The sequence below is a fragment of the Nostoc linckia z4 genome, from assembly GCF_002608075.1.
Lineage (GTDB): Bacteria > Cyanobacteriota > Cyanobacteriia > Cyanobacteriales > Nostocaceae > Nostoc > Nostoc linckia.
This window is the reverse complement of the sequence record NZ_LAHA01000006.1, coordinates 118,416-143,570: the sequence shown is the minus strand read 5'-3', so window position 1 is coordinate 143,570 and position 25,155 is coordinate 118,416. Positions and strand designations below refer to the sequence as shown.

At 40.1% G+C, this 25,155-nt stretch carries 19 protein-coding genes; 14 read left to right on the top strand and 5 right to left on the bottom strand.

All coding sequences use genetic code 11. The features are described from left to right. Positions 1-190: 190 nt before the first annotated feature. The 8 genes from lpxB (at position 191) to VF06_RS08150 (ending at position 9,277) form a co-directional block, all read left to right on the top strand. Positions 191-1,360, top strand: a complete 1,170-nt coding sequence (gene lpxB, locus VF06_RS08185) for a lipid-A-disaccharide synthase (protein WP_099067829.1) — start codon at positions 191-193, stop codon at positions 1,358-1,360. A 288-nt stretch (positions 1,361-1,648) separates the two neighbouring features. Further along, positions 1,649-2,935 carry a DNA cytosine methyltransferase gene (locus tag VF06_RS08180; protein ID WP_099067828.1) on the top strand — a complete coding sequence of 429 codons (1,287 nt, stop codon included), beginning with the start codon at positions 1,649-1,651 and terminating at the stop codon, positions 2,933-2,935. A 602-nt stretch (positions 2,936-3,537) separates the two neighbouring features. After that, on the top strand, positions 3,538-4,692 hold the full coding sequence (locus tag VF06_RS08175; protein WP_099067827.1) for a sulfate ABC transporter substrate-binding protein: 1,155 nt from the start codon (positions 3,538-3,540) through the stop codon (positions 4,690-4,692). 87 nt (positions 4,693-4,779) lie between these two features. Next, positions 4,780-5,781, top strand: a complete 1,002-nt coding sequence (locus VF06_RS08170) for a PstS family phosphate ABC transporter substrate-binding protein (protein ID WP_099067826.1) — start codon at positions 4,780-4,782, stop codon at positions 5,779-5,781. A gap of 98 nt (positions 5,782-5,879) precedes the next feature. After that, a complete protein-coding gene (gene pstC, locus VF06_RS08165) occupies positions 5,880-6,821 on the top strand; it encodes a phosphate ABC transporter permease subunit PstC (protein ID WP_099067825.1) in 942 nt (313 codons plus the stop codon). Positions 6,822-6,826: 5 nt separating this feature from the next. Further along, entirely contained in the window at positions 6,827-7,726 is a 900-nt protein-coding gene (gene pstA, locus VF06_RS08160) for a phosphate ABC transporter permease PstA (protein WP_099067824.1), read from the top strand. 150 nt (positions 7,727-7,876) lie between these two features. Further along, positions 7,877-8,704 carry a phosphate ABC transporter ATP-binding protein PstB gene (gene pstB, locus VF06_RS08155; protein ID WP_099067823.1) on the top strand — a complete coding sequence of 276 codons (828 nt, stop codon included), beginning with the start codon at positions 7,877-7,879 and terminating at the stop codon, positions 8,702-8,704. A gap of 147 nt (positions 8,705-8,851) precedes the next feature. After that, positions 8,852-9,277: a hypothetical protein gene (locus VF06_RS08150; protein ID WP_099067822.1), complete on the top strand. Its 426-nt coding sequence runs from the start codon at positions 8,852-8,854 to the stop codon at positions 9,275-9,277. Positions 9,278-9,305: 28 nt separating this feature from the next. On the opposite strand, the gene VF06_RS08145 is transcribed toward VF06_RS08150, so the two are convergent. Further along, complete coding sequence (locus VF06_RS08145) at positions 9,306-9,836, bottom strand: phycobiliprotein lyase (protein ID WP_099067821.1); 531 nt, start codon at positions 9,834-9,836, stop codon at positions 9,306-9,308. A 639-nt stretch (positions 9,837-10,475) separates the two neighbouring features. Here VF06_RS08145 and VF06_RS08140 point away from each other — a divergent pair. Beyond that, the gene (locus tag VF06_RS08140) at positions 10,476-12,605 is read left to right on the top strand and encodes a single-stranded-DNA-specific exonuclease RecJ (protein WP_099066974.1); all 2,130 of its coding nucleotides are present in this window, start codon (positions 10,476-10,478) and stop codon (positions 12,603-12,605) included. Between the two features lie 84 nt (positions 12,606-12,689). On the opposite strand, the gene psb30 is transcribed toward VF06_RS08140, so the two are convergent. After that, positions 12,690-12,833: a photosystem II reaction center protein Ycf12/Psb30 gene (gene psb30, locus VF06_RS08135; RefSeq protein ID WP_069068686.1), complete on the bottom strand. Its 144-nt coding sequence runs from the start codon at positions 12,831-12,833 to the stop codon at positions 12,690-12,692. 430 nt (positions 12,834-13,263) lie between these two features. Between psb30 and VF06_RS08130 the strand changes: the two genes are divergently transcribed. From VF06_RS08130 to VF06_RS08120, 3 genes are all read left to right on the top strand, one after another. Then, positions 13,264-13,614, top strand: coding sequence for a YkgJ family cysteine cluster protein (locus VF06_RS08130; RefSeq protein WP_099066975.1), 351 nt, complete (start codon positions 13,264-13,266; stop codon positions 13,612-13,614). Between the two features lie 172 nt (positions 13,615-13,786). Continuing rightward, on the top strand, positions 13,787-14,218 hold the full coding sequence (locus tag VF06_RS08125) for a TMEM165/GDT1 family protein (protein ID WP_099066976.1): 432 nt from the start codon (positions 13,787-13,789) through the stop codon (positions 14,216-14,218). Positions 14,219-14,291: 73 nt separating this feature from the next. After that, positions 14,292-14,585 (top strand): TMEM165/GDT1 family protein, encoded by a 294-nt coding sequence (locus VF06_RS08120; protein ID WP_099066977.1) that lies wholly within the window; start codon positions 14,292-14,294, stop codon positions 14,583-14,585. A 7-nt stretch (positions 14,586-14,592) separates the two neighbouring features. Here VF06_RS08120 and VF06_RS08115 read toward each other — a convergent pair whose 3' ends face one another. Beyond that, positions 14,593-15,531, bottom strand: a complete 939-nt coding sequence (locus VF06_RS08115; protein WP_099066978.1) for a cobalamin-binding protein — start codon at positions 15,529-15,531, stop codon at positions 14,593-14,595. Positions 15,532-16,420: 889 nt separating this feature from the next. Here VF06_RS08115 and VF06_RS08110 point away from each other — a divergent pair. Beyond that, a complete protein-coding gene (locus VF06_RS08110; protein WP_099066979.1) occupies positions 16,421-18,631 on the top strand; it encodes a GAF domain-containing hybrid sensor histidine kinase/response regulator in 2,211 nt (736 codons plus the stop codon). A gap of 745 nt (positions 18,632-19,376) precedes the next feature. Continuing rightward, the gene (locus VF06_RS08105) at positions 19,377-21,341 is read left to right on the top strand and encodes a beta strand repeat-containing protein (protein WP_099066980.1); all 1,965 of its coding nucleotides are present in this window, start codon (positions 19,377-19,379) and stop codon (positions 21,339-21,341) included. A gap of 117 nt (positions 21,342-21,458) precedes the next feature. Here the strand turns inward: VF06_RS08105 and VF06_RS08100 are convergent, their stop codons facing one another. Both VF06_RS08100 and pruA read right to left on the bottom strand, forming a co-directional pair. Continuing rightward, the gene (locus VF06_RS08100; RefSeq protein ID WP_099066981.1) at positions 21,459-21,902 is read right to left on the bottom strand and encodes a GNAT family N-acetyltransferase; all 444 of its coding nucleotides are present in this window, start codon (positions 21,900-21,902) and stop codon (positions 21,459-21,461) included. Positions 21,903-21,963: 61 nt separating this feature from the next. Further along, complete coding sequence (gene pruA / locus VF06_RS08095) at positions 21,964-24,963, bottom strand: L-glutamate gamma-semialdehyde dehydrogenase (protein ID WP_099066982.1); 3,000 nt, start codon at positions 24,961-24,963, stop codon at positions 21,964-21,966. Positions 24,964-25,155 lie beyond the last annotated feature (192 nt).

Genomic DNA, 25,155 nt, shown 5'->3' with positions numbered 1-25,155 from the left:
CTCCTCACTCTAAATTTGTAATTCCTGACTTTTAACTGCTCACTCTTAACTTCTCACTCCTAACTCTGAACTTCTCACTCTGAACTCCTAACCCATAATTCCTAACTCCTAACCCATAATTTCTAACTCATAACTTTTAATTCCTCACTCTCAACTCCTAACTCCTCACTTTTAAAACTTGAATTATCAAATGCGGATATTTATCAGCACCGGCGAAGTATCTGGCGATTTGCAAGGGTCGCTGCTCATTACAGCACTCAAGCGTCAAGCTGTGGCGATGGGGTTGGAATTGGAGATTTTAGCCCTGGGTGGCGAAAAAATGCAGCAAGCTGGGGCAATTTTACTGGGCAATACTAGTACTATTGGCTCAATGGGTATTCTGGAGGGGCTACCTTATGTTTTGCCGACTCTCCAAGTGCAACGACAAGCCATCGCTTACCTAAAAGAAAATCCACCAGATTTGGTAGTGCTGATTGACTATATGAGTCCCAATCTGGCGATCGGCACTTTTATGCAACAAAATTTACCACGTGTTCCTGTGGTATACTACATAGCTCCCCAAGAATGGGCTTGGTCATTGAGTCTGCGTAATACTAATCGAATTGTCGGTTTCACAGACAAGCTATTGGCAATTTTCCCCGAAGAAGCCCGTTACTATCGGGAGCAGGGAGCAGAAGTTACTTGGGTGGGGCATCCTTTAGTCGACCGGATGCAAGACGCTCCCAGTCGCCAAGCGGCACGTGCAACACTGGGCATTGAGCCAGAACAAATTGCGATCGCTCTGCTACCCGCCTCTCGCCGCCAAGAATTAAAATATCTTTTACCAATTATTTTTCAAGCCGCCCAAACTATTCAAGCTAAATTACCCGAAGTTCAGTTTTGGATTCCCCTGTCTTTGGAAATCTACAGACAGCCAATCCAAGAGGCAATTAAACGTTATGGTTTACGGGCTACAGTTATGTCAGGTCAACAAAAGGAAATTTTTGCTGCTGCTGATTTAGCCATTACCAAATCTGGTACCGTCAACTTAGAACTTGCCTTATTAAACGTGCCCCAAGTTGTAGTTTACCGCCTAAATCCCATGACCGCTTGGATAGCTCGTAAATTCCTCAAAGGTTCCATAACTTTTGCATCGCCACCCAACTTAGTGGCGATGAAGCCAATTGTCCCAGAATTTTTACAAGAGGAAGCCACCCCAGAGAACATTATTCAAGCAGCTATGGAATTACTAATCAATCCAATTCGCAGGCAGCAAACTTTGGCAGATTATCAAGAAATGCAGCGTAATTTGGGAGAAATTGGGGTTTGCAATCGAGCTGCTCAAGAAATTTTAGCAATGTTATCGGGAAGTGGGGAATAGGGTATGGGGCATTGGGCATAGGGAATGGGGAGATGGGGGGATGAGGGGGACAAGGGGGACAAGGGAGACAGATTGCAACAATTCTTTCCTGCGTTAGCGTACTGTCTCGTTCGCCCAGGGGCGACCACAGGAGAAGAGAAGCCAGACGCAAAGCAAGTACGGCCAATGGCTACTCTATTACCCCAAGCCGTCGCTGGTGACTTCTCTCCTTGTCTCCCTCATCTCCCCATCTCCCCATCCCCTATGCCCCATACCCCATGCCCAATGCCCCATGCCCAATGCAAAAAAATGAAACAACAGCGAAAAAGACCAATAGTCATAGATTTATTTGCTGGTGCAGGAGGGCTGAGTTTAGGATTTGAACAAGCTGGTTTTGATGTGAAAGCTGCTGTGGAAATAGATCCGGTTCATGCAGTGATTCATCAGTTTAATTTTCCTCATTGTGTTGTATTACCTTGTTCGATAACTGAATTATCGGGTAAAGAAATTCGAGAAAAAACTGGAATTGCTAATCAAAATATCGAAACTATAATTTCTGGTTCGCCCTGTCAAGGTTACTCCTACATAGGACGCAGAGCATTAGACGATCCCAGAAATTTTTTAGTCAAAGATTTTATCAGAATTGTTTTAGAATTAAAACCTTCTTATTTTGTTTTTGAAAATGTTAAAGGTTTGACAGTTGGCAAACATAAATGTTTTCTATCAGAATTAATCGAAACTTTCAGCGAAAATGGCTATCAAGTTCGTTTACCGTGGAAAGTTTTGAACGCTGCTGATTATGGAGTGCCACAAAGGCGAGAAAGATTATTTCTTATCGGTGCAAAGAAAGGTTTTGCCTTGCCTGAGTATCCTATACCGTCTCATAAACAACTTGGTGAAACATTAGCCAATGCTTTATTATCTCCTACTCCTTGTTGTTGGGATGCCATTGGAGATTTACCAGAAGCAGAAGAATTTGAGGAGTTGTTATTTAGTGATTGTGTAGAAACTGAAAAATGGAGCAATCCGAGTATTTATGCCCAAGAAATGAGATGTTTAAATGATAAAAGTTGGCATTTTGGCTATAGAAGAAATTGGAATTCCTCTGTTTTAACTTCTAGTATGAGAACTAATCATTCCGATATTTCACGTGCTAGATTTCTCGCTACAGAGGAAGGAAAAAAAGAACCTATTTCTCATTTTTTCAAACTTGCAAAAAATGGCATAGCCAACACTTTGAGAGCCGGAACTGATGCTGCTCACGGCGCACATACTTCTCCTAGACCTATTCATTATAGTCAGCCTCGTTGCATTACGGTACGGGAAATGGCGCGATTACATGGGTTTCCTGATTGGTTCCGTTTTCATATTACTAAATGGCATGGTGCAAGACAGGTAGGAAATGCAGTACCGCCACCGTTAGCACGAGCCATTGCTCAAGAAATTATCAAATGTCTGGGAATTACTCCAACTACTCCTGAAGATATTTGGAATTTGGGAGATCCAAAACTTTTATCAATGAGTATAAAACAAGCTGCAAATTATTGGGCAGTAACTAAAGACCAAGTATGTGAGCGATCGCTAAGTTTACTCTAACAGAATTTTTTACTTTGTATCTGACATCTTTTCAGAAAATTTACTGAATTATTTTTTCTAAAAATTCAACAATTTACATGCTGTTAGCCACCAGGAATTTGATGTTGAATATTGATATTCAAGTATTATTTATTATATGTATATAAATTAATTGGGCGATCGCAGGTGTACAGGAAAGCATCAAGTTACTTTACAGTCAATGTCTGTAAATACCAACATTCAGTTACGCCAACATACTGCGATTGTTATTTTTACTGGTTTTTGAATACAAAAAGCTGAAAGTCTCAAGTCGGTTTGGTAAGCGGGTGTGAAAAAACCTAATTATGTGAATAAATGTTAATTGAACTAAAATCCTCTTAACATCAGCCTTAGAGCCTTCTGTTTCCTGTCTTATCCTAAAGATAAATATTCACTGCGACTTACTCTTATCTTGTTCAGATTTAATACACAAACTTGCCAACACAACTGCTGTAGCTGTATTTGAAATAACTATAGCTAGAGTAAAAAAAGTTGAAGTCAGATGAAAATTTTCGTTGTGTATACCCTATAATTCTTTTTACGGTATCTAACTAGAAATACCGTAGTTTTAGGGGTGAATTCCGATGAGCGAGCCGCAACAACAGACACAAGTAGGTAACTACCTAGCTCAGGTAATGCAGATTTATCGCCAGAAAACTTTGCAAGTGATGAAATTTTGCTACCAACGCCTAATTAGAAATTGGTTGAATGGGCGTAGTATTCAAAGCTTTGTGAGTTTGGTACTCATAGGTGCTGTTTTAAGTATGTTAGTTGCTTCCTGTGGAAGTAGTTCAGCTAACAATGCTGATGTCAAGCTGAGGCTGGTTTCCTTTTCTGTTACAAAAGCAGCTCACGATCGAATCATTCCAAAATTTGTAGAAAAATGGAAGCAAGAACACAACCAAAACGTCATATTTGAACAAAGTTATGGGGGTTCTGGCGCTCAAGCTGCTGCTGTGATTGACGGTTCACAAGAAGCAGATATCGTACATTTGGCACTTCCTCTGGATGTAAATAAAATTCAGCAAGCAGCTTTGATTAAACCAGGTTGGGAAATCAAATCTCCTAGAAATGGTATCGTCAGCAGATCGGTTGCGACGATTGTTACCCGCGAAGGTAATCCCAAAGACATATATACTTGGCAAGACTTAGCAAAAGATGGGGTGACATTGATTGCGGCTGACCCAAAAACCTCTGGTATTGCTATTTGGGAATTCCTAGCTTTGTGGGGTTCGGTGACTCAAGCTGGTGGTGACGAAACAACAGCTTTAGATTATGTCACCAAAGTCTATAAAAATACCCCTGCGTTGACAAAAGATGCTCGTGAGGCTAGCGATTTATTTTTCCAAAAAGGTCAGGGAGATGTCTTAATTACCTACGAAAATGAAGTAATTTTGGCAGAGAAAACTGGAAATAAACTGCCTTATGTTGTACCAAAACTCAATATTTCTATTGATAACCCGGTAGCTGTAGTTGATAAAAACGTTGATAAACACGGGACAAGAACAGTTGCACAAGCGTTTGTTGACTATCTTTATTCAGCAGAAGCTCAACGAGAATTTGCTAAATTACAATATCGTCCTGTGAACCCCACTGTTGCCCAAGAAGTATTATCTGAATATCCACAAGTAGACACATTATTTACGTCTCAAGATTTAGGTGGCTGGGATAATATCGAGCAAAAATTTTTTGGAGATGGGGCAATTTTCGATAAAGTTGTAGCTGGCAAAAAAGCATAATTACTGATTTGGAATGCAGTATTTTCTAGATGCAAATAAATATAACCTGTTAGGCATTTGTGTTACTTTACCTCAATTGATAATCATATGAACTTTCGTCCCCAGTTAAAAAATAGTCTTTTACTAACATCTATAACGCTTATTGCTGCTAGTATCAGTGCTTGTAGCAGCGGACAAGAATTAAAAAGTCAAGTAAGTATTGATGGTGCAGCTGTGGGTTTTCCTGTTTCTTTAGCAGTTGCAGAAGAATACGGTAAAAGCAAACCCGAAGCGAAGGTGAGTGTGGCTTCAAGTGGTACTGGTGGCGGTTTCAGTAAATTTTGTAATGGTGACATTGATATAGCTGGTGCTTCTCGTACCATTAGAGATGAAGAAATCAAGAAATGTCAAAGTAAGAACATTGACTTTGTTGAGTTGCCTATAGCTTTAGATGGCATTGCCGTGATTGCCAATCGCAAAAATAACTTTGCTAAATGTCTAACTATTAAGGAACTAGACAAGATTTGGAGTGCTAAATCAGACGGTAAAATACTGAGTTGGAATCAAGTAAATCCCAAATTTCCCAATGAAAAACTGAAGCTGTATGCTCCCGCTTCTGACACAGGAACATTCGATTATTTGACTCAAGCTGTTACTGGCAAAGCCAAGAATGGCCGTACAGACTACACTCCTAGTCACAATCAAAATTTGCTAGTACAAGGTGTATCAGGAGATGAATTTTCATTAGGTTATGTAGGTATATCTTACTATATTCAAAACCAAGAAAAACTGAATTTAGTGGCTGTAGAAAGTCCTTTGGGAAAATGTCAAAAACCTGTTCCTGTAGATAATGTAATCAAAAATATCTACACGCCTCTGTCTCGACCTTTATTTATCTATGTCAGTAAAAAATCTTTAGATACCAAACCAGCAGTTAAAGAATTTGTAGATTTTTATCTAGACAATTCTTGGAAATGGGTAGATAGCGTTGGTTATGTTGCACTACCCGATGAAGCCTATATCAAAACTAAACAAAAATTTGCTAGGGGTGAAACTGGGACAAAATTTAAAAAAGCAAAACCAGGCGAACCGATTACAAATTTTATTTAAATAAGCTCCTGGTGGTCTGTTAACCAAAGGATAAAAAGTGAAAATATTTCAGCTTAGAAGTAATTGAAATCAAAAATTAACAAACAAATTAAGCATTTATGGCAAATACGAATTTTCAAGAAGATAGTTATTTTTCATCTAGGCAGTCTCTGGAGAAAAATGCATCTGAAGACATTTCAGAAAAGATTGTTGCAGTAATTTTATTTGCTTGTGCCTTAGTTTCAGTTTTGACTACCTTTGGCATTGTGTTAATTATCTTTCAAGAAACATTTGGTTTCTTCCAAGAAGTTTCCTTTGCCCAATTCTTTCTAGATACTAAATGGACGCCTTTATTTGCAGAGAGACATTTTGGCGTTTGGCCCTTGATTAATGGTACTTTCTTGACTACTGCGATCGCAATGTCAGTAGCCATACCTTTGGGTTTATCTTCTGCGATTTATTTGAGTGAATATGCTCAACCCAAAGTAGCGGCTATTTTACGTCCCGCAGTAGAACTCCTAGCAGGGGTTCCAACAGTAGTGTATGGATATTTTGCACTATTATTTGTTACCCCATTACTCAGGAATTTGATACCTGTGGAAATTTTTAACGCCTTGAGCGCAGGATTAATGATGGGGATAATGATTACTCCCACGGTTGGTTCCATTAGTTTAGATGCTATTAAAGCAGTTCCACGTTCTTTGCGGGAAGGAGCTTACGCCATAGGTATTACAAAACTAGAAACCATTTTTAAAGTAGTTTTACCAGCAGCACTTTCTGGGATTATCGCCTCAATTATTTTGGGTATTTCTCGTGCTGTAGGCGAAACAATGACTGTTTTGATAGCCGCCGGACTACAACCAAAACTGACTCTTAATTTTGCCGAATCCATAGAAACTATGACAGCTTACATGGCACAAATTTCTGGTGGAGATAGTCCCCGTGGTAGTCTCAATTTCAAGACATTATACGCTGTAGGCGCTGTTTTATTTCTCATTACACTAACGTTAAATATTGTTAGTTATTGGATTGCTAATCGCTTTAAAGAAAAATACGAGTAATAGGCATGGCTACAAGTTTTAAACAAAATGATTCATGGGATGCAACAACAGAATTTACTGATAATATTGAAAAGAGAGAAACGCTAGGAAAAGTATTTGAAGTCCTTTTTTTATTAGGATTACTCATTGGTTTATTTATCCTAGCTTTGCTACTTTTTGATATTCTCAAAGATGGATTAGGGAGATTTTTATCACCTGGTTTTCTGATAGAAACACCTTCTCGTTTCCCTGACCAAGGTGGCATTCGTCCTGCTATTGTCAGCAGTATTCTTCTCGGAATTATTGTGATTTTAGTAACTGTACCCATTGGTGTGGGAGCAGCTTTATATCTGGAAGAATACGCACCAAAAGTTTGGTGGACAGCAATTATTGAAATTAACATCAGTAATCTAGCAGGTGTACCTTCTATTGTTTACGGATTGCTTGGTTTAGGAGTTTTTAATTATTTGCTTGGGTTTGGCCCCGCTTTGATTTCTGGTGCATTGACTTTATCTTTATTGTCTCTACCAGTAATTATTGTGACGGCGAGAGAAGCAATTCGCGCTGTGCCAGATTCCCTACGAAACGCTTCTTATGGATTAGGTGTAACTAAATGGCGAACTATTAGCAGTCATGTCATACCCTATGCAATTCCTGGTATTTTGACTGGAGTAATTATCTCTGTATCCCGTGCTATTGGTGATGCAGCATCTCTAATTGTTGTAGGTGCTGTGGGTTTTCTCACCTTCGATCCTGGTTTATTCCAAAGGTTTATGGCATTACCCATTCAAATTTACAGTTATATCACTCGTCCAGAACCAGGTTTTGCTGATGCAGCAGCCGCAACAATTATTGCGTTGTTGTTGTTAATTTTAGCCTTAAATGGTGTGGCAATTTATATCCGGCAACGCTTCTCAACACGTTAAGTAATTGGTAAGAACTCAGAATTCAGAATTCAGAATTAATAAGGCTTGGATACCTGATGTAGATAATTTGAAGCAGAATATAGCATGTGTACAAGCATAAATTAATAGCTAGTTGGATGATTTTTTCTTTATATTTGGGAGAGACAACAAATGACCTACAGTAATAGCAAAAATCAACGAGATGGCGCTACATTAGAACAAGCAAATACTGTATTTAATGCTGAAGGAGTAAAAGTATATTATGGTGGATTTCTGGCACTTTTAGATGTTTATTTAAAAATTCCAGAAAAACAAATTATTGCTTTTATTGGGCCTTCAGGATGTGGTAAAAGTACTTTACTGCGTTGCTTTAATCGGATGAATGATTTAATCCCAGGAGCAAGGGTAGAAGGTAGATTGAATTATCGCGATCGCAATATTTATGACCCCAATATCAATTCTGTAAAATTACGCCGCCAAGTAGGAATGGTTTTTCAAAGACCAAATCCTTTTCCGAAAACAATATACGAAAATATTGCCTTTGCTCCCCGTTCTAACGGTTATAAAGGTAATCTTGACGAATTAGTAGAAGATTCCCTCAGACGCGCCGCCATTTGGGATGAAGTCAAAGACAAACTCAAAGAAAAAGGTACTGCATTATCTGGCGGACAACAGCAACGGCTTTGTATTGCTAGAGCGATCGCTATGAAGCCAGATGTATTATTAATGGATGAACCATGTTCTGCTCTCGACCCAATTTCTAGCCGTCAAGTAGAAGAATTGTGCTTAGAACTAAAGCAACAATACACCATTGTCATGGTGACTCACAATATGCAGCAGGCTTCGAGAGTCGCAGATTTCACCGCTTTCTTCAATACCGAAATTGACGAGTATGGCAAACGTCGCGGTAAATTAGTGGAGTTCAGTCCCACACTGCAAATGTTCAATTCTCCTCAAACTAAAGAAGCTGAGGACTATATCAGTGGACGTTTCGGTTAAATGCTCAAAAGCAAAGATGGAAAAGTTTTCCTATCCTCACTTACACCATCTTTCTATTCCCCTAGTTTAATAATTCTGGAAAATATGCTGAGGCTTAATAGTACTTAACTAAAGTAAAATTTTAGTTAAGTACTTATACTGTGTATTATGTTTAAGCCTTTGTCCTTAGCCTTAATTGTAGTTACCGTTTTCACAGCATCCATTAATAACCCGCGTCCTAGCTTGGCCGGAACATGTGCTTCTAAATGTGGTTCGCGTCCAATTCAGTTTACTCCTGGACAACACATCAGAATTGAGGTTGTAAATAGCACACCTAATTTGGTTAAAATCCAAAAACCTTCCGGGACTGATGCAATATCCTTGAGTCCAGGACAAAAATTAAATTTGGAACAAATAGAAGGTACAGAACCAAACACATCTTTGATATTTTGGAGCGAAACGGGTTTATCACTACAAGCAATTGTCTCAAAACCCGACTTTGGTACATTGCGGCTCGAACTTCGTCCGACTTGGCGCTCTCCAGGCGATCGCTCCTTGTATATTATGGATGATGGTAGAATCAATCTGCTTTAGGAATTAGAAGTTTTGACATGCTGATAACTTATGCAATCAGCTTTTCCATATATTGAGCAATCATCTGTTGCACGCCACCACGAGAAATAACAGTTTGTCGAGTACGATAATTTTTACCCACGAATCTTAACTCTTCCTCGAAAAGAGCGCCATTTTCTTCTGTCCACAAATATATAGTTTTTGGATCTCGAAAATAATATTCAGCTACTACTAGTTTGGGTACAGGAAAATTGCGACCAAAATACATAGTTGTCCCCAAAGAACCAAGTACTGTCCAACGCTTAGAACCTTCTTCACCTGTTGTTATATCTACATTGTTCCATTCAACGTAAGAACCACAGGTCATGACAGCATCTTCATTCAATTCGTGCAGTTGCGCGAGTTCAGTTAATTCTGGGCTTCCTTGGTCTAGAAACCGCATAGCAACTGTTTTTTTGATTTCCTTAACTTTACCATTTGGCAAAGCATAATATCGTCGTTCAGAAGACCAATTTCCCTCTGATTCTTGGAGAAATGTTTTAATTAGTGATGCTTCTAGTTGAGATACAACATTAGTCATTGCTCTGATTCCTCATTAATTTTTAAAGCTTAAATTTGTCGCTGGTAAATTATTTTTAATAATGTTTTAATAAATTTAAAATATAAATTAATTTTTAACAATTAAGCTTCAGGGAGATGTTATTTTGTAATACGTGTGTTATAGTTGAAAACTACGTATGATAAATAACTACGCTAGAAAAAATTAATTGCAATAAATATATAATCTTTGAGGCATTGCAGAGAACCAGGGGTTTTGTTAACTCATCCCCCGGCTTTACGCGCTGAGGATTTCGAGTCATTATTTACTAAGGTTTATACTTAATAATTTTGTGTTTAATAATACTAATAACTATTGACCAATGACTAATGACTCAGACGGCGATCGGCAATTCATCCCGTCCCTAGTGGTCTGCCAACCCAAAAATGCGCTTGTGAGGGCTGAGGAAAGGGTAAGGGATTTAAAACCTTTCCCCTTTCCCCTTTCCCCTTTCCCCTTTCCCCTTTCCCCTTTCCCCTTTCCCCTTTAAAGAGCCAAGTCACGAAAGCGAACTACTAGAAGGAATGGGCTTTCTCGCCGTCTTTATGGTAAAAGTGATTCAAGCGCGTAGCCCGCCGCAGGCATCGCTATTATCTAAAAGGAAACTTCTAATCTTGAACTGTGCCAGACCGACCTTTTACGGAATCCTTAAAACAAACTACACCCTTACCCAATCAGCGTTGGCAGATTTATCCACAAAAAACTCAGTTAGCTCAAAAGCTAGCCCTTGAGACAAATCTTTCACCCATTATCAGCCAGCTGTTAATTAATCGTGGCATTGATACGCCAAAAGCAGCACAAGAATTTTTAGAACCAGAATCTTTAGTTTTACCTCCGCCTTTAGAAGAATTTCCAGATTTGGCCATTAGTGTAGAGTTATTGGAAAATGCCATTGCTTCTCAAACCAAAATCGCTATTTGTGGTGACTACGATGCTGATGGTATGACTAGCACTGCTTTACTTTTGCGTAGCCTACGGACTTTAGGCGCGCAAGTAGATTATGCTATTCCCAGTCGGATGCACGAAGGTTACGGTATTAATAAACGCATAGTTGAAGAATTTCATACTGAAGGAGTGGGACTAATTCTCACTGTAGATAATGGGATCTCTGCATTTGAACCGGTAGCTAGAGCTAGAGAACTAGGTCTTGCAATTATTATTACCGACCACCACGACATTCCCCAAAAATTACCACCAGCCAATGCGATTCTTAACCCCAAACTCATCGCTGAATCTTCACCTTACAGGGGTATTGCTGGTGTTGGTGTTGCCTATGTCTTGGCAGTGTCTTTAGCACAACAGCTAGGAGAGACTAAAGGCTTAATTAGACCAATGTTAGCACTATTTACATTGGGCACCATCGCAGATTTAGCTCCCTTAACTGGCGTTAATCGCCGTTGGGTGAAAAGAGGTTTACAGCATTTACCCAAATCCAACTTAGCTGGAGTCCAGGCGTTAATTCAAGTAGCTGGAGTGCAGGCGAGGGGAGAAGACACGGAGACACGGGGACACGGGGACACGGGGAAAGAATTCTCCGCGTCGCCGCGTCTCCCCGTCCCCGCATCTTCTCCCAAATCGCTGAAGCCTGAAGATATCGGATTTCGGTTGGGGCCCCGAATTAATGCCATTGGTCGCATTGGTAACCCCCAGACTGTTATTGAACTGCTAACCACAGATGATATGGGGGTGGCGCTGGAAAGAGCAATGCAGTGCGAACAAATAAATATCAGTCGCCAGCAGATGTGCGAGCAAATTGAGCAAGAAGCCATCGCTGTTGTAGAAACGTTATATGTAACGTCTTTACAGCAACACCGCGTATTAGTTATTGTGCAACCTAACTGGCATCACGGCGTTATCGGTATCGTGGCCTCCCGGTTGGTAGAACGTTACGGTGTTCCTGTGTTCATTGGTACTTATGAAGATGAGCAACACATACGCGGTTCAGCACGAGGAATTCCAGAGTTTGATGTGTTTGCAGCTTTGGAATATTCTCACGATTTACTAGGCAAATTTGGCGGACACAAAGCAGCCGGTGGATTTTCTCTACCAGCAGAAAATTTACAGACATTGCGATCGCGTTTAATTGAGTTTGCCAATGGATGTCTCGAACTCCAACATCTCAAGCCTTTGTTGAAAATTGATGCTGAAATCAACCTCAGTCAAATCAACCACCAGCTTTATCAACAGCTTGACGCTTTGCATCCTTGCGGTATTGACAATCCCGATCCTGTTTTTTGGACACCTAATGTCCAAGTGATTGAACAGCAAATAGTTGGTAAGGGTCACATTAAACTGACAATTGCCCAAACTATTGATGGTCAACAGTATAGAATTAAGGCGATCGCTTGGCGTTGGCGCGATTACTTCCGCCTACCATCACGTTTGGATGTGGCTTATAAACTGCGAAATAATCACTTCAACGGTAACACCACCATCGAGGTAGAGTTAGTAGGTGCGAGATTACCAATTCAGCTTCAGGAATTTCTTGTTTCCCCCCCTACCTCTTCAACCACCACTTTTGAATACAACCAACGGCAGTATAGTTGTGGTTTCTATAAAAATGGTTTGGCAGCAGAATTGAGAATTAAAAATCCTGAAGGCAAAATCTTGGCTATGCAACTAGGACAGCCAAATGCTTTGCTTGGTACTAATCGTCAAGATGCCAAGGAAATTGATATTTCCCAACCACAATATGACAATATTATCCAGGCCGCTTTGCAAGCATTGTCAATATCTAGTGCTGAGTCATGAATTCTGAGTTTTACCCGAATTTATTTCCACCCAGCACTCAGCACTCAGCACGGGCTAAACGCCGCGCTTTTGCTAACAGCGTTCTTAAAGGTTACCGTTGCGAAATGCCAATACAAATATTACCGCCGGCCCAGCAATCACGATTAGCGCTACGGACAGTAATTGGAAAATAACTTCCCAATTGATGCTGGTAAAAGCGTTAAATAAATCAGACACAGCGTCAAACATTTTTTCTCTTCTCCTGCTAACTGTTTATAAAAATCAATAACTTAGTTAGGAAACCCGCCATCGATCATATCTGGCCACGGGCTACGGAATTTAATTTACTTAACAAAATTATAAGAAAAGACATAAAATGTGATGGATTGGGGACTGGAGAATAACATTATGTCCGGTTGAAGACTTATCATTAAGACTGACGCTCTTACGCGGAGAATTTTTTCGATAAGTGATTAGGCGGACATGATATGACATTCAAAATATTATTTTTAGCAATAGACCTGTTGCAAAAGATACTTTTGCAACAGATAGGGTAAAGGGTAAAGGAAAAATCTATCCCTTTCCCCTTTAACCTTTCCCCTTTCCCCGACTTCTACAAGAATTCCAATATTGTTATAATAACGACTCCCAGTCATCAGTCACCAGTCCCCAATCCCAAATGGCAACTTGGCAATGTGTTAAGCAATGTGGAGCCTGCTGTCATCTAGATCCAGCAGAACGTCCAGATTTGGATGAGTATCTCTCACCCGCAGAACTAGAACTTTACCTCAGTATGGTGGGTGAAGGAGGATGGTGCATTAATTTTGACCATACAACGCGAGAGTGCCGTATTTACCCAAATCGTCCGCGCTTTTGCCGGGTGGAGGCAGAAGTGTTTCAAGATATGTATGGTATTGAAGCAGAAGAACTCAATGATTTTGCTATTGATTGCTGTCGTCAGCAAATAGAAGGAGTATACGGCGATCGCAGTTTAGAAATACTACGGTTCGATCGAGCTATTGGCCTTTAATTGTAGCGATTTAAGATGATTTGACTTACACCCAAAATATTTTCTAGAGACTAGCAATTGCAACGTCTCTACATTTCTTGGAATAACTTTTTTGTCTGGAGTTGCAATTTATTACAAAAATCTGAGAATATGATAGAAATATGAAAGCAACCTAGCAACAAAATTATTGCCTGTGAAACTAGATTCTGCACCTATAGGGATTTCTGGCATATCTTCATCTGAGATTGAGCTAGAATTGAAAGATAGTGACGATTTCAACTTAACATCACCTCAGTGCTTACCAGATAAGTCTGTAGTTGCAGATAATCCTCGAAAGCAGGAATCAGCACTAGCAATTTTTGGCACAACTTTCATAACCATCTTTTTAGCAGAAATTGGAGATAAAACTCAGTTATCAACTCTGTTAATGAGTGCAGAATCTCATTCACCGTGGTTAGTATTTATTGGATCTGCTGCTGCCCTCATCACCACCAGCTTACTAGGTGTACTTTTAGGTAGTTGGATAGCCAGCCGACTCAGCCCCAAAACCGTAGAAAAATCAGCAGGTGTGATGTTGTTGTTGATTTCTCTAATGCTATTTTGGGATGTATTGATTGGTCATTAGTCATTAGTCATTGGTGATGACTTTTTCTACTTGTCCCCCTTGTCTCCCCTGCCCCATCTCCCCCCTCAACAATATGGATTGGCATCTTCTTGGACTGAGTTTTATTACTGTTTTTTTATCGGAATTAGGTGACAAAAGTCAGCTAGCGGCGATCGCACTTACGGGTCGTTGTCAATCTCCACGGGCTGTATTTTTTGGGACGGCAGCAGCGTTAATATTGACAAGTCTTTTGGGAGCATTAGCAGGAGGAGCAGTAGCTCAATTATTACCTACACGTTTGATGAAAGCGATCGCTGCTGTAGGATTTGCCATTCTTGCTGTGCGTCTGCTGTTCTTTAATAATGAGCCGTCCTCTGATAGTGAATAGTTAAAAGTTAATTCTCAACAGATAAAACTTCCCAACCGGTTCCTTTGTAACCGTATTGAAAAATTTCTGGATGTAAAATTTCTGCCAAAATTTCTAGAGAATCTACCAGTCGCGGCCCCGGACGATTGAAGTAAGAATTACCATCAGTGATGTAGATTCTACCAGTTTTGGTGGCGTGGAGTTTTTGCCATTCCGGCAGTTGAGTTAACAGCTGGGCTTCTTGGCGGGTGCGGTTTAAATCAAAGCCGCAAGGCATAAAAACAATGACATCAGGATTACTTGCTATTAATGTTTCCCACGGTAAGTGGGGAGAAGGTTGACCGGCAACACTAAACAGAGATTGTCCTCCTGCCAAGTTGACTAATTCCGGAATCCAATTCGCTGCTACCATCAAAGGATTAGTCCATTCGATGCAAGTTACAGTAGGTAACTCGTTTAAACCAAGTCCTTGGATTCTTTGCTGACAAATTTTGACGCGAGCCACTAAATTTTCAATGAGTTTGACTGAATCTACGCCGAAAATGTTGCCTACTCGCTCAATGTCAGCGCAAATATCTTGAAAAATATTGGGTTGTAAAGAAATAATCTGGGGTTGGCTCTCAAAGAGTGTAGCAACTGCTTTTTCAACTTCCTGTAAGCTGACAGCACAGACATCACACTGGTCTTGAGTGAGAATGTGAGTAGGCTGCAACTGCTGTAAAACATCTGTTTTAATTTGATAGATACTGAGAGCAGATTGCAGTAAATTATTGACTTCATCGTGAATTTGGCTGCTGGAAGCCTTGGAGTTTAAGCGTGCTTGAGTACAAATAGGGCGATTTTCGATTTCTGGAGGATAATCGCATTCGTGCGATCGCCCTACAATCGCATTCACCAATCCTAATGCTGCTAAAATCTCTGTTCCGCCCGGAATTAAGGAAACAATTCTTACATTACTATCTCTCATCGCTCCACCTTGGCAACAGCTACCATTAATTTAATTCTCGCAAAATTCAAGTCATTAAATATCTTTCTGTAGGGGAATTCCAGGGGATTCCAATAGTCACAGAAGAAGAAAAAAGACAAGGGGATGAGGAACAAGGGAAAAAACAGCATGGTCAATGACAAAGGGTTTTCTCATTTTCACTTTGTCCTGTGACTCTTTGTCCTCTTCTTCTACAAAGGTCAGGACAAACCAAAAATCCAAGGGTAATGAGTAGTGTTTGTTGGTATCAAGGTAGTGATTATGGTAATTAATTAAGTAAGTTATACCAATTTAATGTAAAGCTCCACTAAATGAGTAACTCTCTATTCTTGGCGTTCTTTTCTACGAGACGCTGCGCGTTGGCAAAAGCCTCTCGTAGAGAAGGCGTACTTGGCGGTAGCCTCTGTCTTGCCGCTTTGCGTCTACGTTTAATATTCTGTGCATCTTCATACAGAATTGGTATTAATACAAAAAAGTTAAGCTATGTGAAGAAAAGTAAACAACGCTCAAACTCTTTTCCCTTCCACATCCTTACCCGATCCCAACAAGAATTATTTACCTAGACATACTTAAGTGATGTAATGATTACATTGGCAGTGCAAGCCACTTTTAAAAATTCTATACTACTTGATAGCTAAACAATTTTAAATGCCAATTATGATTCATTGAGGCAAAAAAGACTGGTATCAAGACAGAGAACTGATTGGCAAATTATACTTTGGAAGTCGTTATTCCAAGATGGGAAATTTGATTAAAACAAATATAGTTTCCGGTTATGAAAAACCTTATGGAGTAATTGTAGTTATACAAACATCGTTCTATCGTTCCCGTAGAACTGCTAGGCAAAATTATTTCTTCTTGAGGACAACTCATGCAAGTGGTGGCTGCTAGAAATATCACACAGCATAACGAAGCCCAAGGGGGTTTACAAATTAGAGAAGATAGTCGCCGAAAAAAAAGCCAAACCTTGGTGCAACTGGCAAGGAGCAAAACATTTCAGCAAGGTAATCTCAATGCGGCCATCAGAGAAATTACAGAAACCGCTGCTCGCACGCTTTCAGTTGAGCGAGTCGGGGTGTGGTTGTATAATGAAGAACGCTCAAGAATGGAATGCATCGATTTATACGATGCTAATACTAAGGAACATAGTTTTGGTAGTTCGATTTTCAAAAAAAATTATCCCGCTTATTTTTACGCTTTAGAACAGGAACGCAGCATTGCTGTAGAAGATGCTAGAAACGATATCAGAACCCAAGAATTATCAGAGTCTTATCTTTGTGTTTTTGGCATCACATCTCTACTGGATGCACCAATTTGGCTAGACGGACGTTTGGTAGGCGTAGTCTGTCACGAACACGTAGGCGAAGGTCGTCAATGGACTCTAGAGGAAGAAACTTTTGCCGGCTCAATTGCAGATTTTGTCACCTTGGCGATGGAAGCAAACCAGCGGAATGCTGCACAGGAAGCGTTGCAACAAAGTGAAGCGAAATTTCGCGCAGTTTTTGAGCGCTCTTGTATGGGAATTGCACTTATAAATATGAAAGCCCAGATAGTCGATACTAATAGGGCACTGTGCGACATTTTAGGATACAGCCGAGAAGAGTTCTACGGCAAACGCTTTACAAATTTTGTTTGCACACAAAAAGGTGATTTAGAAATTTACAAACAATTGGTGTCACAAATTTCCACGGATTTAGGAAAAACTTCAAAGGTTGAAGTTAAAGAACAAGTTGTAGATAGACATCGTATTGAAATGCAAAGATGCTGCCTACATCTTGATGGTAGGTTAGTTTGGACTCATATCTCTGTTTGTGTGATTCCAGATAGCAATGGCCAACCTGAGTTTTTTCTAGCAATGATTGAGGACATTAGTGAACGCAAGCAAACAGAACTAAAACTACGTGCTTCCCAAGAAGCAGCAGAAGCAGCCAGTCGAGCAAAAAGCGAATTTTTAGCAACCATGAGTCACGAGTTGCGAACGCCTTTAAATGCCATCATGGGCTTATCGCAATTGCTACAACAAGAAATAGTTGGCTCTCTCAATGAAAAACAAAAGGAATACATTAATTGTATATACACAAGTGGCGAACAGTTACTGGCAGTGATTAATGATATTTTGGACTTGTCTAAGGTGGAAGCAGGTAAGGAAGAATTGTTGCTTTTACCTTTACCAGTGTCAGAGATATGTAACTATGCTATATCAACGGTGCGCGATGCAGCTTTAGAAAAGGGATTGCACCTCATATATGAAATCGATACTGAAGCAGATACTTGTATTGCTGATGAACGACGCATCAAACAAATGTTACTGAATCTGCTTACCAATGCTGTTAAATTTACCCCAGCAGGTAAGGTATCGTTGGTAGTGAAAAAAGTACCCCAAGGAATGAAATTTATCGTTTCTGATACTGGAATTGGAATTGACTCAAGCCAGTTTCATTTTTTATTTGAACCATTTAAGCAGCTCGATAGTAAGCTAAATCGGCAGTATGAAGGCACGGGTTTAGGTTTAGCTTTGACACGAAAATTAGCGCGTTTACATGGTGGAGATGTGACTGTTGCATCCACTTTAGGAGAAGGTAGTCAGTTTACTTTATTTCTACCTAATCGATTTCATCTGAGAGATGAGGAAGAAGGAGAAAATTGTACTATCTCTACATTGCCTTCTCTAGCTATTCCTCAAAATCAAATTATTTTGCTTGTGGAAGATGAGCAAAATACTGGTATTGTCTTACAAGATTATCTGCAAACAATTGGCTACCAAGTCAAGTGGATCAATAGTAATGATGATTTTTTAAAGCAGGTACAAACCTTAGAGCCGGATTTAATATTGTTAGATGTCCAGTTAGTAGGTGATGCTAGTGGCTGGGATTTATTAAATATTCTGAGACAAGAGCCTGCTTTCCAAGACTTGCAGGTGATAATGATGGGCTTTAGCGAACTTTTAGAAGAGCAAATTTCGATTCTGCAAGCTGGTGCTAACGACTATCTGCTCAAACCAATTAGAGTATTTCAATTAGAATCAATGTTAATGCGATATTTGGGTGAAAGTGATTTTGACACCGACCAAACACTAATTTAAATACTTGGCGATCGCACTTACATTTTTAGTTGTAAAGAAAATTGTAAAATCATATTAAGCGATCGCTTGATGTTCTCGATCCTTTAGATATATGGCAACTGGGACATTGCTACAATCAAGATAAAAATATAAAAATTACAAAAAGATTAGTAATTTTATATAAATTTTTCTCGAAAAATGTGAAGAATATGCAAAGATGAGTTTGTAACTATAGACATCTAAGTAATATTCTGCACCTAATAATATTAGGTTATTTAGATGTTCCCTATTTTCAAGCTAAATACCTACGGGCATATAGCTCACAACGAGAGCATGAAAATTACTTTCCCTCTCCCCTGAACGTTTATCCGTATTTTGAAGACAGTAAGACTTATGCATTGACAACAAATCAAAGATAAAGTGTGAATTTTAGGCATTTCAGCTTGATTGATTGACACTTTGTTAGCGATAACTACTGAATCAAAGATAATTGAAAAAAGGTTGGAACTGCCTATTTACATCAGTTCATACCCTAAAGAATTTGACAGTGCTTAAGGCTTAGATAGTCCTACATATTTGGATAAGTGTTACTCACAGGCGGGTCAACAAAGTGAATCTTTCGGAAAAATTGGTAACCCTTAAGGGTGACTTGAAAGTATTGCAAAAAATGTGAACTCTTAGTGAGTTCATTGTGTCTTAAAACAGCATTAAAAGCAGGTTTAGAACTTCAAGCTACTGAAAAAATCGATTCAGGAAGGTAAGATTTATGGCAAATATCATTGGAACCAAAGGTAATGATAGCCTAGTGGGCACTGATGAGACGGACACGATTAATGGTAAAGCGGGGAATGATACTCTCATTGGTGGTGAAGGAAATAACACCCTCAAGGGTGGCGCTGGTGACGATTACTTAGATATTGACTATATTGGCTTTTCATCAGGTGATAACTTGCTGTTTGGAGGCGATGGGAATGATACTCTCCTTGCCTCTGGCTCTCTCTCATTCTTTCCTAGTACGATTGGTAATAACACCCTCAAGGGTGGCGCTGGTGACGATTACTTAGATATTGACTATTCATCAGGGGATAACCTGCTGTTTGGAGGCGATGGGAATGATACTCTCTCTGCCTCTGGCGCTTTGGGTAATAACACCCTCAACGGTGGTGCTGGTGACGATACCTTCTATAGTGAATCGTTTGATGTCTTTTTTGCCAGTGGGAACAAAAAAATATTAACTGGTGGCGGCGGCAAAGATAAATTTGTTCTAGGTTTCATAAGCACTGTTACAACTATCACGGATTTCGGTGGCATTGGTAAAGGCTCAAATCCATCACCTGCAACCCTCGCCTCCTTGGATACCTTGCAATTTACACAATTTGAGCAAACTGCGAGAAATCTGCAACTAACTCAAAATGGTAACAACTTAGAAATCGCCTTTGCAACTTCGTTGGAGCCAAAAGTAATTCTGCAAAATTTTGCCCTGGAAAACCTAGACAATTTAGCCCAGGTTGGCAATATTCTGTTTTATGGGCAAACTAGCATCACGGACAGCTTTGATGTTTTCAATGCCAACTTTACCCAAAGCACGGTCTTCAGAAAGAACACAGTCACTTTCCTGAACGACTTAAACAACAATGTCAAAGGCTTTGACAACTCAGATGATGTCATCAATGCTCAAGGGGGTAATGACAAAATCGATGGTAAGAGTGGCAACGACCTTTTGAGGGGCGGTGCAGGCAGTGATACTCTCATTGGTGGTAGTGGCGACGATGTTGTATTGGATGAATCCGATTTAACAGGCAATAATCTGCTTTTAGGGGGCGATGGCAACGATTCTCTCTCCACCTCTAGCTTATTATTAATTAGCTTTTTGCAAGGGTTAAAATTCTTTGGCTATTCGTCTGGCAATAATACCCTCAACGGTGGTGCTGGTGAAGACACCTTGAGTGCTAGATTATCAACAGGCGATAACCTACTTAATGGTGACAGTGGCAATGATTATCTTTTTGCTACTGGCGTTTTCGACTTTGATTTCCCAAACGTTACCTCTATCTATACCACCTCTGGTAATAATACCCTCAACGGTGGTGCTGGTAACGACACCTTGAATGTTAATTTGTCAACAGGCGACAACCTACTTTTGGGAGGCAATGGTGATGATTTTCTTTTTGCCTCCGATAATGTCCCAGCTTTCGATTTCGGCTTTACTACCTCAGGAAATAACACCCTCGATGGTGGTGCTGGTAGCGATTTCTTGTACGTTGACTTTTCATCAGGGGATAATTTACTTAATGGTGGCAATGGCAATGATATTCTGTCTGCGTTTTTTGCCTCAGGAAATAACACCCTCAAAGGTGGTGCTGGCAATGATATTCTCATCAGTGGGAACAATGATGATACTCTTTATGGAGGAACTGGTACTGATACCTTTGTTTTCAATAGTTTCAATGATGGCGTTGATAGTATTTATGACTTCAATGCAACTAACGAGTTTATTCAGGTATCGGCTGCTGGTTTTGGTGGCGAGTTGTCAATAGGTTCACTTTCAGCGAATCAGTTTACTCTTGGAACATCTGCAACAACCGCCACTCAGCGATTTATCTATGATGGTACTACAGGTGCGCTGTACTTTGACCAAGATGGCAGTGGCGGTACGTTTACTCAAGTAAAATTTGCCCAACTATTTGGTGGAGTGTCACTAACCAATAACAATTTTGATGTGATTGCTTAATCGTGATGAGCGCTTCATTATTCTAGCTAAAGAAAAATAACAAATTTGAAAAATGCGAGATGCTATTAGAGGGATCTTGCATTTTATTTATTAAATAATCGATATAAAAATCTTAAATTATGGTAAATGTAAAGCTTTTCTCATTTTTATATGAGCAATACCAGCTTCTTCAAATATTTCTCCTTCTTCTACAAAGCCAAGTTTTTGATAAAAGCTTTTAATATACTCTTGAGAATGAATCACAACTTCTCGAATATTTTTACTAGCAATAAACGAGAGTGCATTTTCCATAATTTTCTTACCAATACCTTGCCCTCTAGCTGTAGACAAAACAGCAAGTCTTTCGATTTTGACAGTTTGGTCATCTAAATATCTAATTCTGGTAGTGCCCACAGCTTTATCATCTAAATAAGCTAGCAAATGTTCAGATATTTCATCCTTGCCATCAAACTCTAAGGCGGGATCTACCCCTTGTTCTTCTTGAAAAACTGATTTTCTAATTGCAGCGATCGCTGGAAATTCCTCTGGTATTTTAGCAACTTTGATAACTAAATTATTCATCAAACTCTTTCTAGTTTTAAAATATTAAAAAAGTGGGGTTGACCCCACTTAATTTTATACTTTAATCAACTCCGTCAATTGGTGCAAAACCTTGGCGCTGAATATTTTCTGTGACTGCGCGTGGTTCTAGGAATTGCAATAAATAATCAGGGCCTCCAGCCTTAGAACCGACTCCAGAAAGTTTAAATCCGCCAAAGGGTTGTCTTGCAACTATCGCACCTGTAATGGTGCGGTTGATGTACAAATTCCCGACTTCAAATTCTGTGTACGCCTGTTGAATGTGGGAAGGTGTTCGAGAATAAAGTCCTCCAGTCAAGGCGTAGTTAGTTCCATTGGCTACTGCTAAGGCTTGTGGGAAATCTTTTACCCGAATTACTGCTAGCACAGGGCCAAAAATTTCTTGTTGGGAAATTACTGCATTGGGGGATACTTCACTAAAAATCACAGGGCCGATAAAATATCCCTGTGATGGTGCTGGTAACTCCAAGGCTAGTTTTGCTTCTGCCTTACCCTTTTCAATATACTCGCGGATGCGATCGCGGGCATTGGCATCAATTACCGGGCCGACTTGGGTACTGGGTAACTCTGCTTCCCCAATGTTCAGAGATTTTGTAGCTTCCACCAACCGCTGTACAAAAACATCATAAATCGGTTCCAGCACAATTACCCGCGAGCAAGCAGAACATTTTTGGCCGCTGTAACCAAATGCTGATTGCACTACGCCAACAACTGCTTGGTCTAAATCAGCACTTTCATCCACAATAATTGCGTTTTTGCCTCCCATTTCTGCAATTACTCGCTTCATGTGCTTTTGCCCAGGTTTTAGCGTTGCTGCTTCTGCGTAAATTCTACAGCCAACTTCTTGAGAACCAGTAAAAGCGATTATATGTGTCTCTGGATGATTTACCAAATAAGCGCCGACTTGGGAACCCTTACCTGGTACGTATTGAAATACACCTTTAGGAAAACCAGCAGCAATTAAAATTTCTGTGAATTTGGCGGCAATCACAGAAGATGTTTCCGCTGGTTTGAGAAGAGTACAATTCCCAGAAACTAGCGCTGCAACTGTCATTCCGCAAGCGATCGCCAAAGGAAAATTCCAAGGAGAAATCACCACAGCAATTCCCCGTGGCTGGTAAATATAACGATTAGTTTCTCCCGGTATGTCGTAAACCACACCTTTATCTAACCGTTCCATTTCCTCGGCGTAGTAACGACAAAAATCTATCGCCTCGGAAACCTCTCCATCAGCTTCCTTAACAGGTTTCCCCACTTCCAAAACCATCCAAGCGGAAAGTTCAGCACGGCGTTGTTCCATCAAATCAGCCGCTTTTCGCAGAATGTTAGCGCGTTCTTGAACTGGTGTTTTCCGCCATTTAGGAAACGCCGCCTTTGCAGCCTGCATAGCTTGTTCAGCTTGTTCAACGCTGATTAATCCGACTTTCCCCACTACCTCACTAAAATTAGAAGGATTGAGAGAATCAACAAATTCCGATGTATTAACATACTCGCCATTAATCAACGGTAAATAAGTTTTACCCAACTGTTGACGAACGCTTGCAAAAGCCTCCGCAGCCTTTTTTCTACCCTCCTCTTCAGCATAATCTGTATCCGCAGCACCGATGAAGGAAGAGGACACGGGGAAATTTTCATTCTCCGCGTCAGAGTGTCTCTCAGTCTCCGCGTCTTTTAGGAGTGGCGGTGCTAAAAGTTCTTCAATGGGACGATTTTCGAGATTTTGCCTTAAAAATGAACTGTTAGCGGTATTTTCCAACAATCGCCGAATCAAATATGCCATTCCAGGCAATAATTCACCGTAAGGACAGTAAACTCTCACCCGATAACCCCTATCAACCAAAGCCTTGGCGACTTTATCACCCATACCGTAGAGGACTTGTAATTCAAAGCGGCGGCGGGGGACATTTAAAGTTTCGGCTATGGCAATGGCACGAGCGTGCGATCGCACATTATGGCTACCAATGGCAGAATATACATATTGATGATTTTCTAGCAATAACTGAGTGATAACTTCAAAGTTAGCGTCTGTTGCGGCTTTATCATTGTAAACTGGCTGTGGCCAATGCTTTTGGGCTGCTTTGATAGTTTCCTGATCCCAATATGCGCCTTTTACCAAACGGATTGTTAGGGGATAACCGCGCTGTTTTAACCAAGAAATGACGTTTTTAGCATCTTGCTCGCTATCACGCAGATATGCTTGAATTGTAATGCCAATGTCTGTACGTTGGCGAAACTCTGCTTCTAATAGAAGTTTTTTCAAGATATTCAGAGTTATGTCTTTATAGGCATACTGTTCCATATCAAAATGCACAGCAGCACCTAATTCTTTAGCACGACGTAAAAGAATACGAATGCGATCGCTTACTCGTTCTTCACTACCTTTAGCATCTAATGGGTCAAATTGCGAATAAAACGCCGTTAATTTAACAGAAACCTGGACTTTTGGTAGCAATTCGCCATCTGCCTCATCAATGGCTGGTATGACTGCCCAATTCTTTGATGCTTCCACCAATTGTTGCATTAATTCCAGATAGCGTTCTAGATAAGATTGGGCTTCGGCTTCAGTAATTACCGCTTCACCAAGTAAATCAATGGTGAAGGCCATTTTTTCTTTTCGCAGCCGTTCAACTGTTTTGATGACTTGTTTAATATTTTCCCCAGCAATATATTTATGAGCAAGAGTTTCAACCGCCGTACCAACGGTTGTAGCAGCAACTTGTCCTGGTACAGAGTCAGGGTTAGCAAAGTTTAGCATTCCCTTCAAAGCTGATGGTAATTCTACAGATTCATCCCCTAAATATTCTTGTAAATGAGAGGCAATTTCTGACTTACTGTGCAAAGCAGGTAGTGTATCTATAAACCGGAATAATTGCACCCGCAACCCTGGATTACTCATAGCCCAAGCTAGTAATTTATCATCCCAGCGCATTTGGTCGCGCAGGGAAGCAAAAAACGAACGATTTTCTTGGGTAGCTGCTAGAAGTTGTTTAGCAATTTCTTGAGTTTTAGCTTCGTAGGTGCTGGTTTGTACTTGTAATACCACTGATAAAAAACTCCTTATTCAAGACAAGGTTTTTTGTACAAAACCTGTGTCTTCTATTTTGACGCTTTCACTCTAGTAACTGTTTTAAGTCCTAGTCAAGTTGAGATTTGCCAATTCTACTGGGAATGGGGAAAGGGGAATGGGGAAAGGGGAATGGGGAATGGGAAAAGGGGAAAGGGGAATGGGGAAAGG

Bases quoted from the DNA above. Each gene is read 5' to 3' on its own strand.
- VF06_RS08100 (WP_099066981.1), bottom strand. From the start codon at position 21,902: ATGAATAATTTAGTTATCAAAGTTGCTAAAATACCAGAGGAATTTCCA.
- VF06_RS08170 (WP_099067826.1), top strand. From the start codon at position 4,780: ATGAACTTTCGTCCCCAGTTAAAAAATAGTCTTTTACTAACATCTATA.
- pstC (WP_099067825.1), top strand. From the start codon at position 5,880: ATGGCAAATACGAATTTTCAAGAAGATAGTTATTTTTCATCTAGGCAG.
- lpxB (WP_099067829.1), top strand. From the start codon at position 191: ATGCGGATATTTATCAGCACCGGCGAAGTATCTGGCGATTTGCAAGGG.
- VF06_RS08130 (WP_099066975.1), top strand. From the start codon at position 13,264: ATGGCAACTTGGCAATGTGTTAAGCAATGTGGAGCCTGCTGTCATCTA.
- VF06_RS08115 (WP_099066978.1), bottom strand. From the start codon at position 15,531: ATGAGAGATAGTAATGTAAGAATTGTTTCCTTAATTCCGGGCGGAACA.
- pstA (WP_099067824.1), top strand. From the start codon at position 6,827: ATGGCTACAAGTTTTAAACAAAATGATTCATGGGATGCAACAACAGAA.
- VF06_RS08150 (WP_099067822.1), top strand. From the start codon at position 8,852: ATGTTTAAGCCTTTGTCCTTAGCCTTAATTGTAGTTACCGTTTTCACA.
- VF06_RS08175 (WP_099067827.1), top strand. From the start codon at position 3,538: ATGAGCGAGCCGCAACAACAGACACAAGTAGGTAACTACCTAGCTCAG.
- VF06_RS08180 (WP_099067828.1), top strand. From the start codon at position 1,649: ATGAAACAACAGCGAAAAAGACCAATAGTCATAGATTTATTTGCTGGT.
- VF06_RS08110 (WP_099066979.1), top strand. From the start codon at position 16,421: ATGCAAGTGGTGGCTGCTAGAAATATCACACAGCATAACGAAGCCCAA.
- psb30 (WP_069068686.1), bottom strand. From the start codon at position 12,833: ATGTTTGACGCTGTGTCTGATTTATTTAACGCTTTTACCAGCATCAAT.
- VF06_RS08145 (WP_099067821.1), bottom strand. From the start codon at position 9,836: ATGACTAATGTTGTATCTCAACTAGAAGCATCACTAATTAAAACATTT.
- VF06_RS08120 (WP_099066977.1), top strand. From the start codon at position 14,292: ATGGATTGGCATCTTCTTGGACTGAGTTTTATTACTGTTTTTTTATCG.
- VF06_RS08105 (WP_099066980.1), top strand. From the start codon at position 19,377: ATGGCAAATATCATTGGAACCAAAGGTAATGATAGCCTAGTGGGCACT.
- pstB (WP_099067823.1), top strand. From the start codon at position 7,877: ATGACCTACAGTAATAGCAAAAATCAACGAGATGGCGCTACATTAGAA.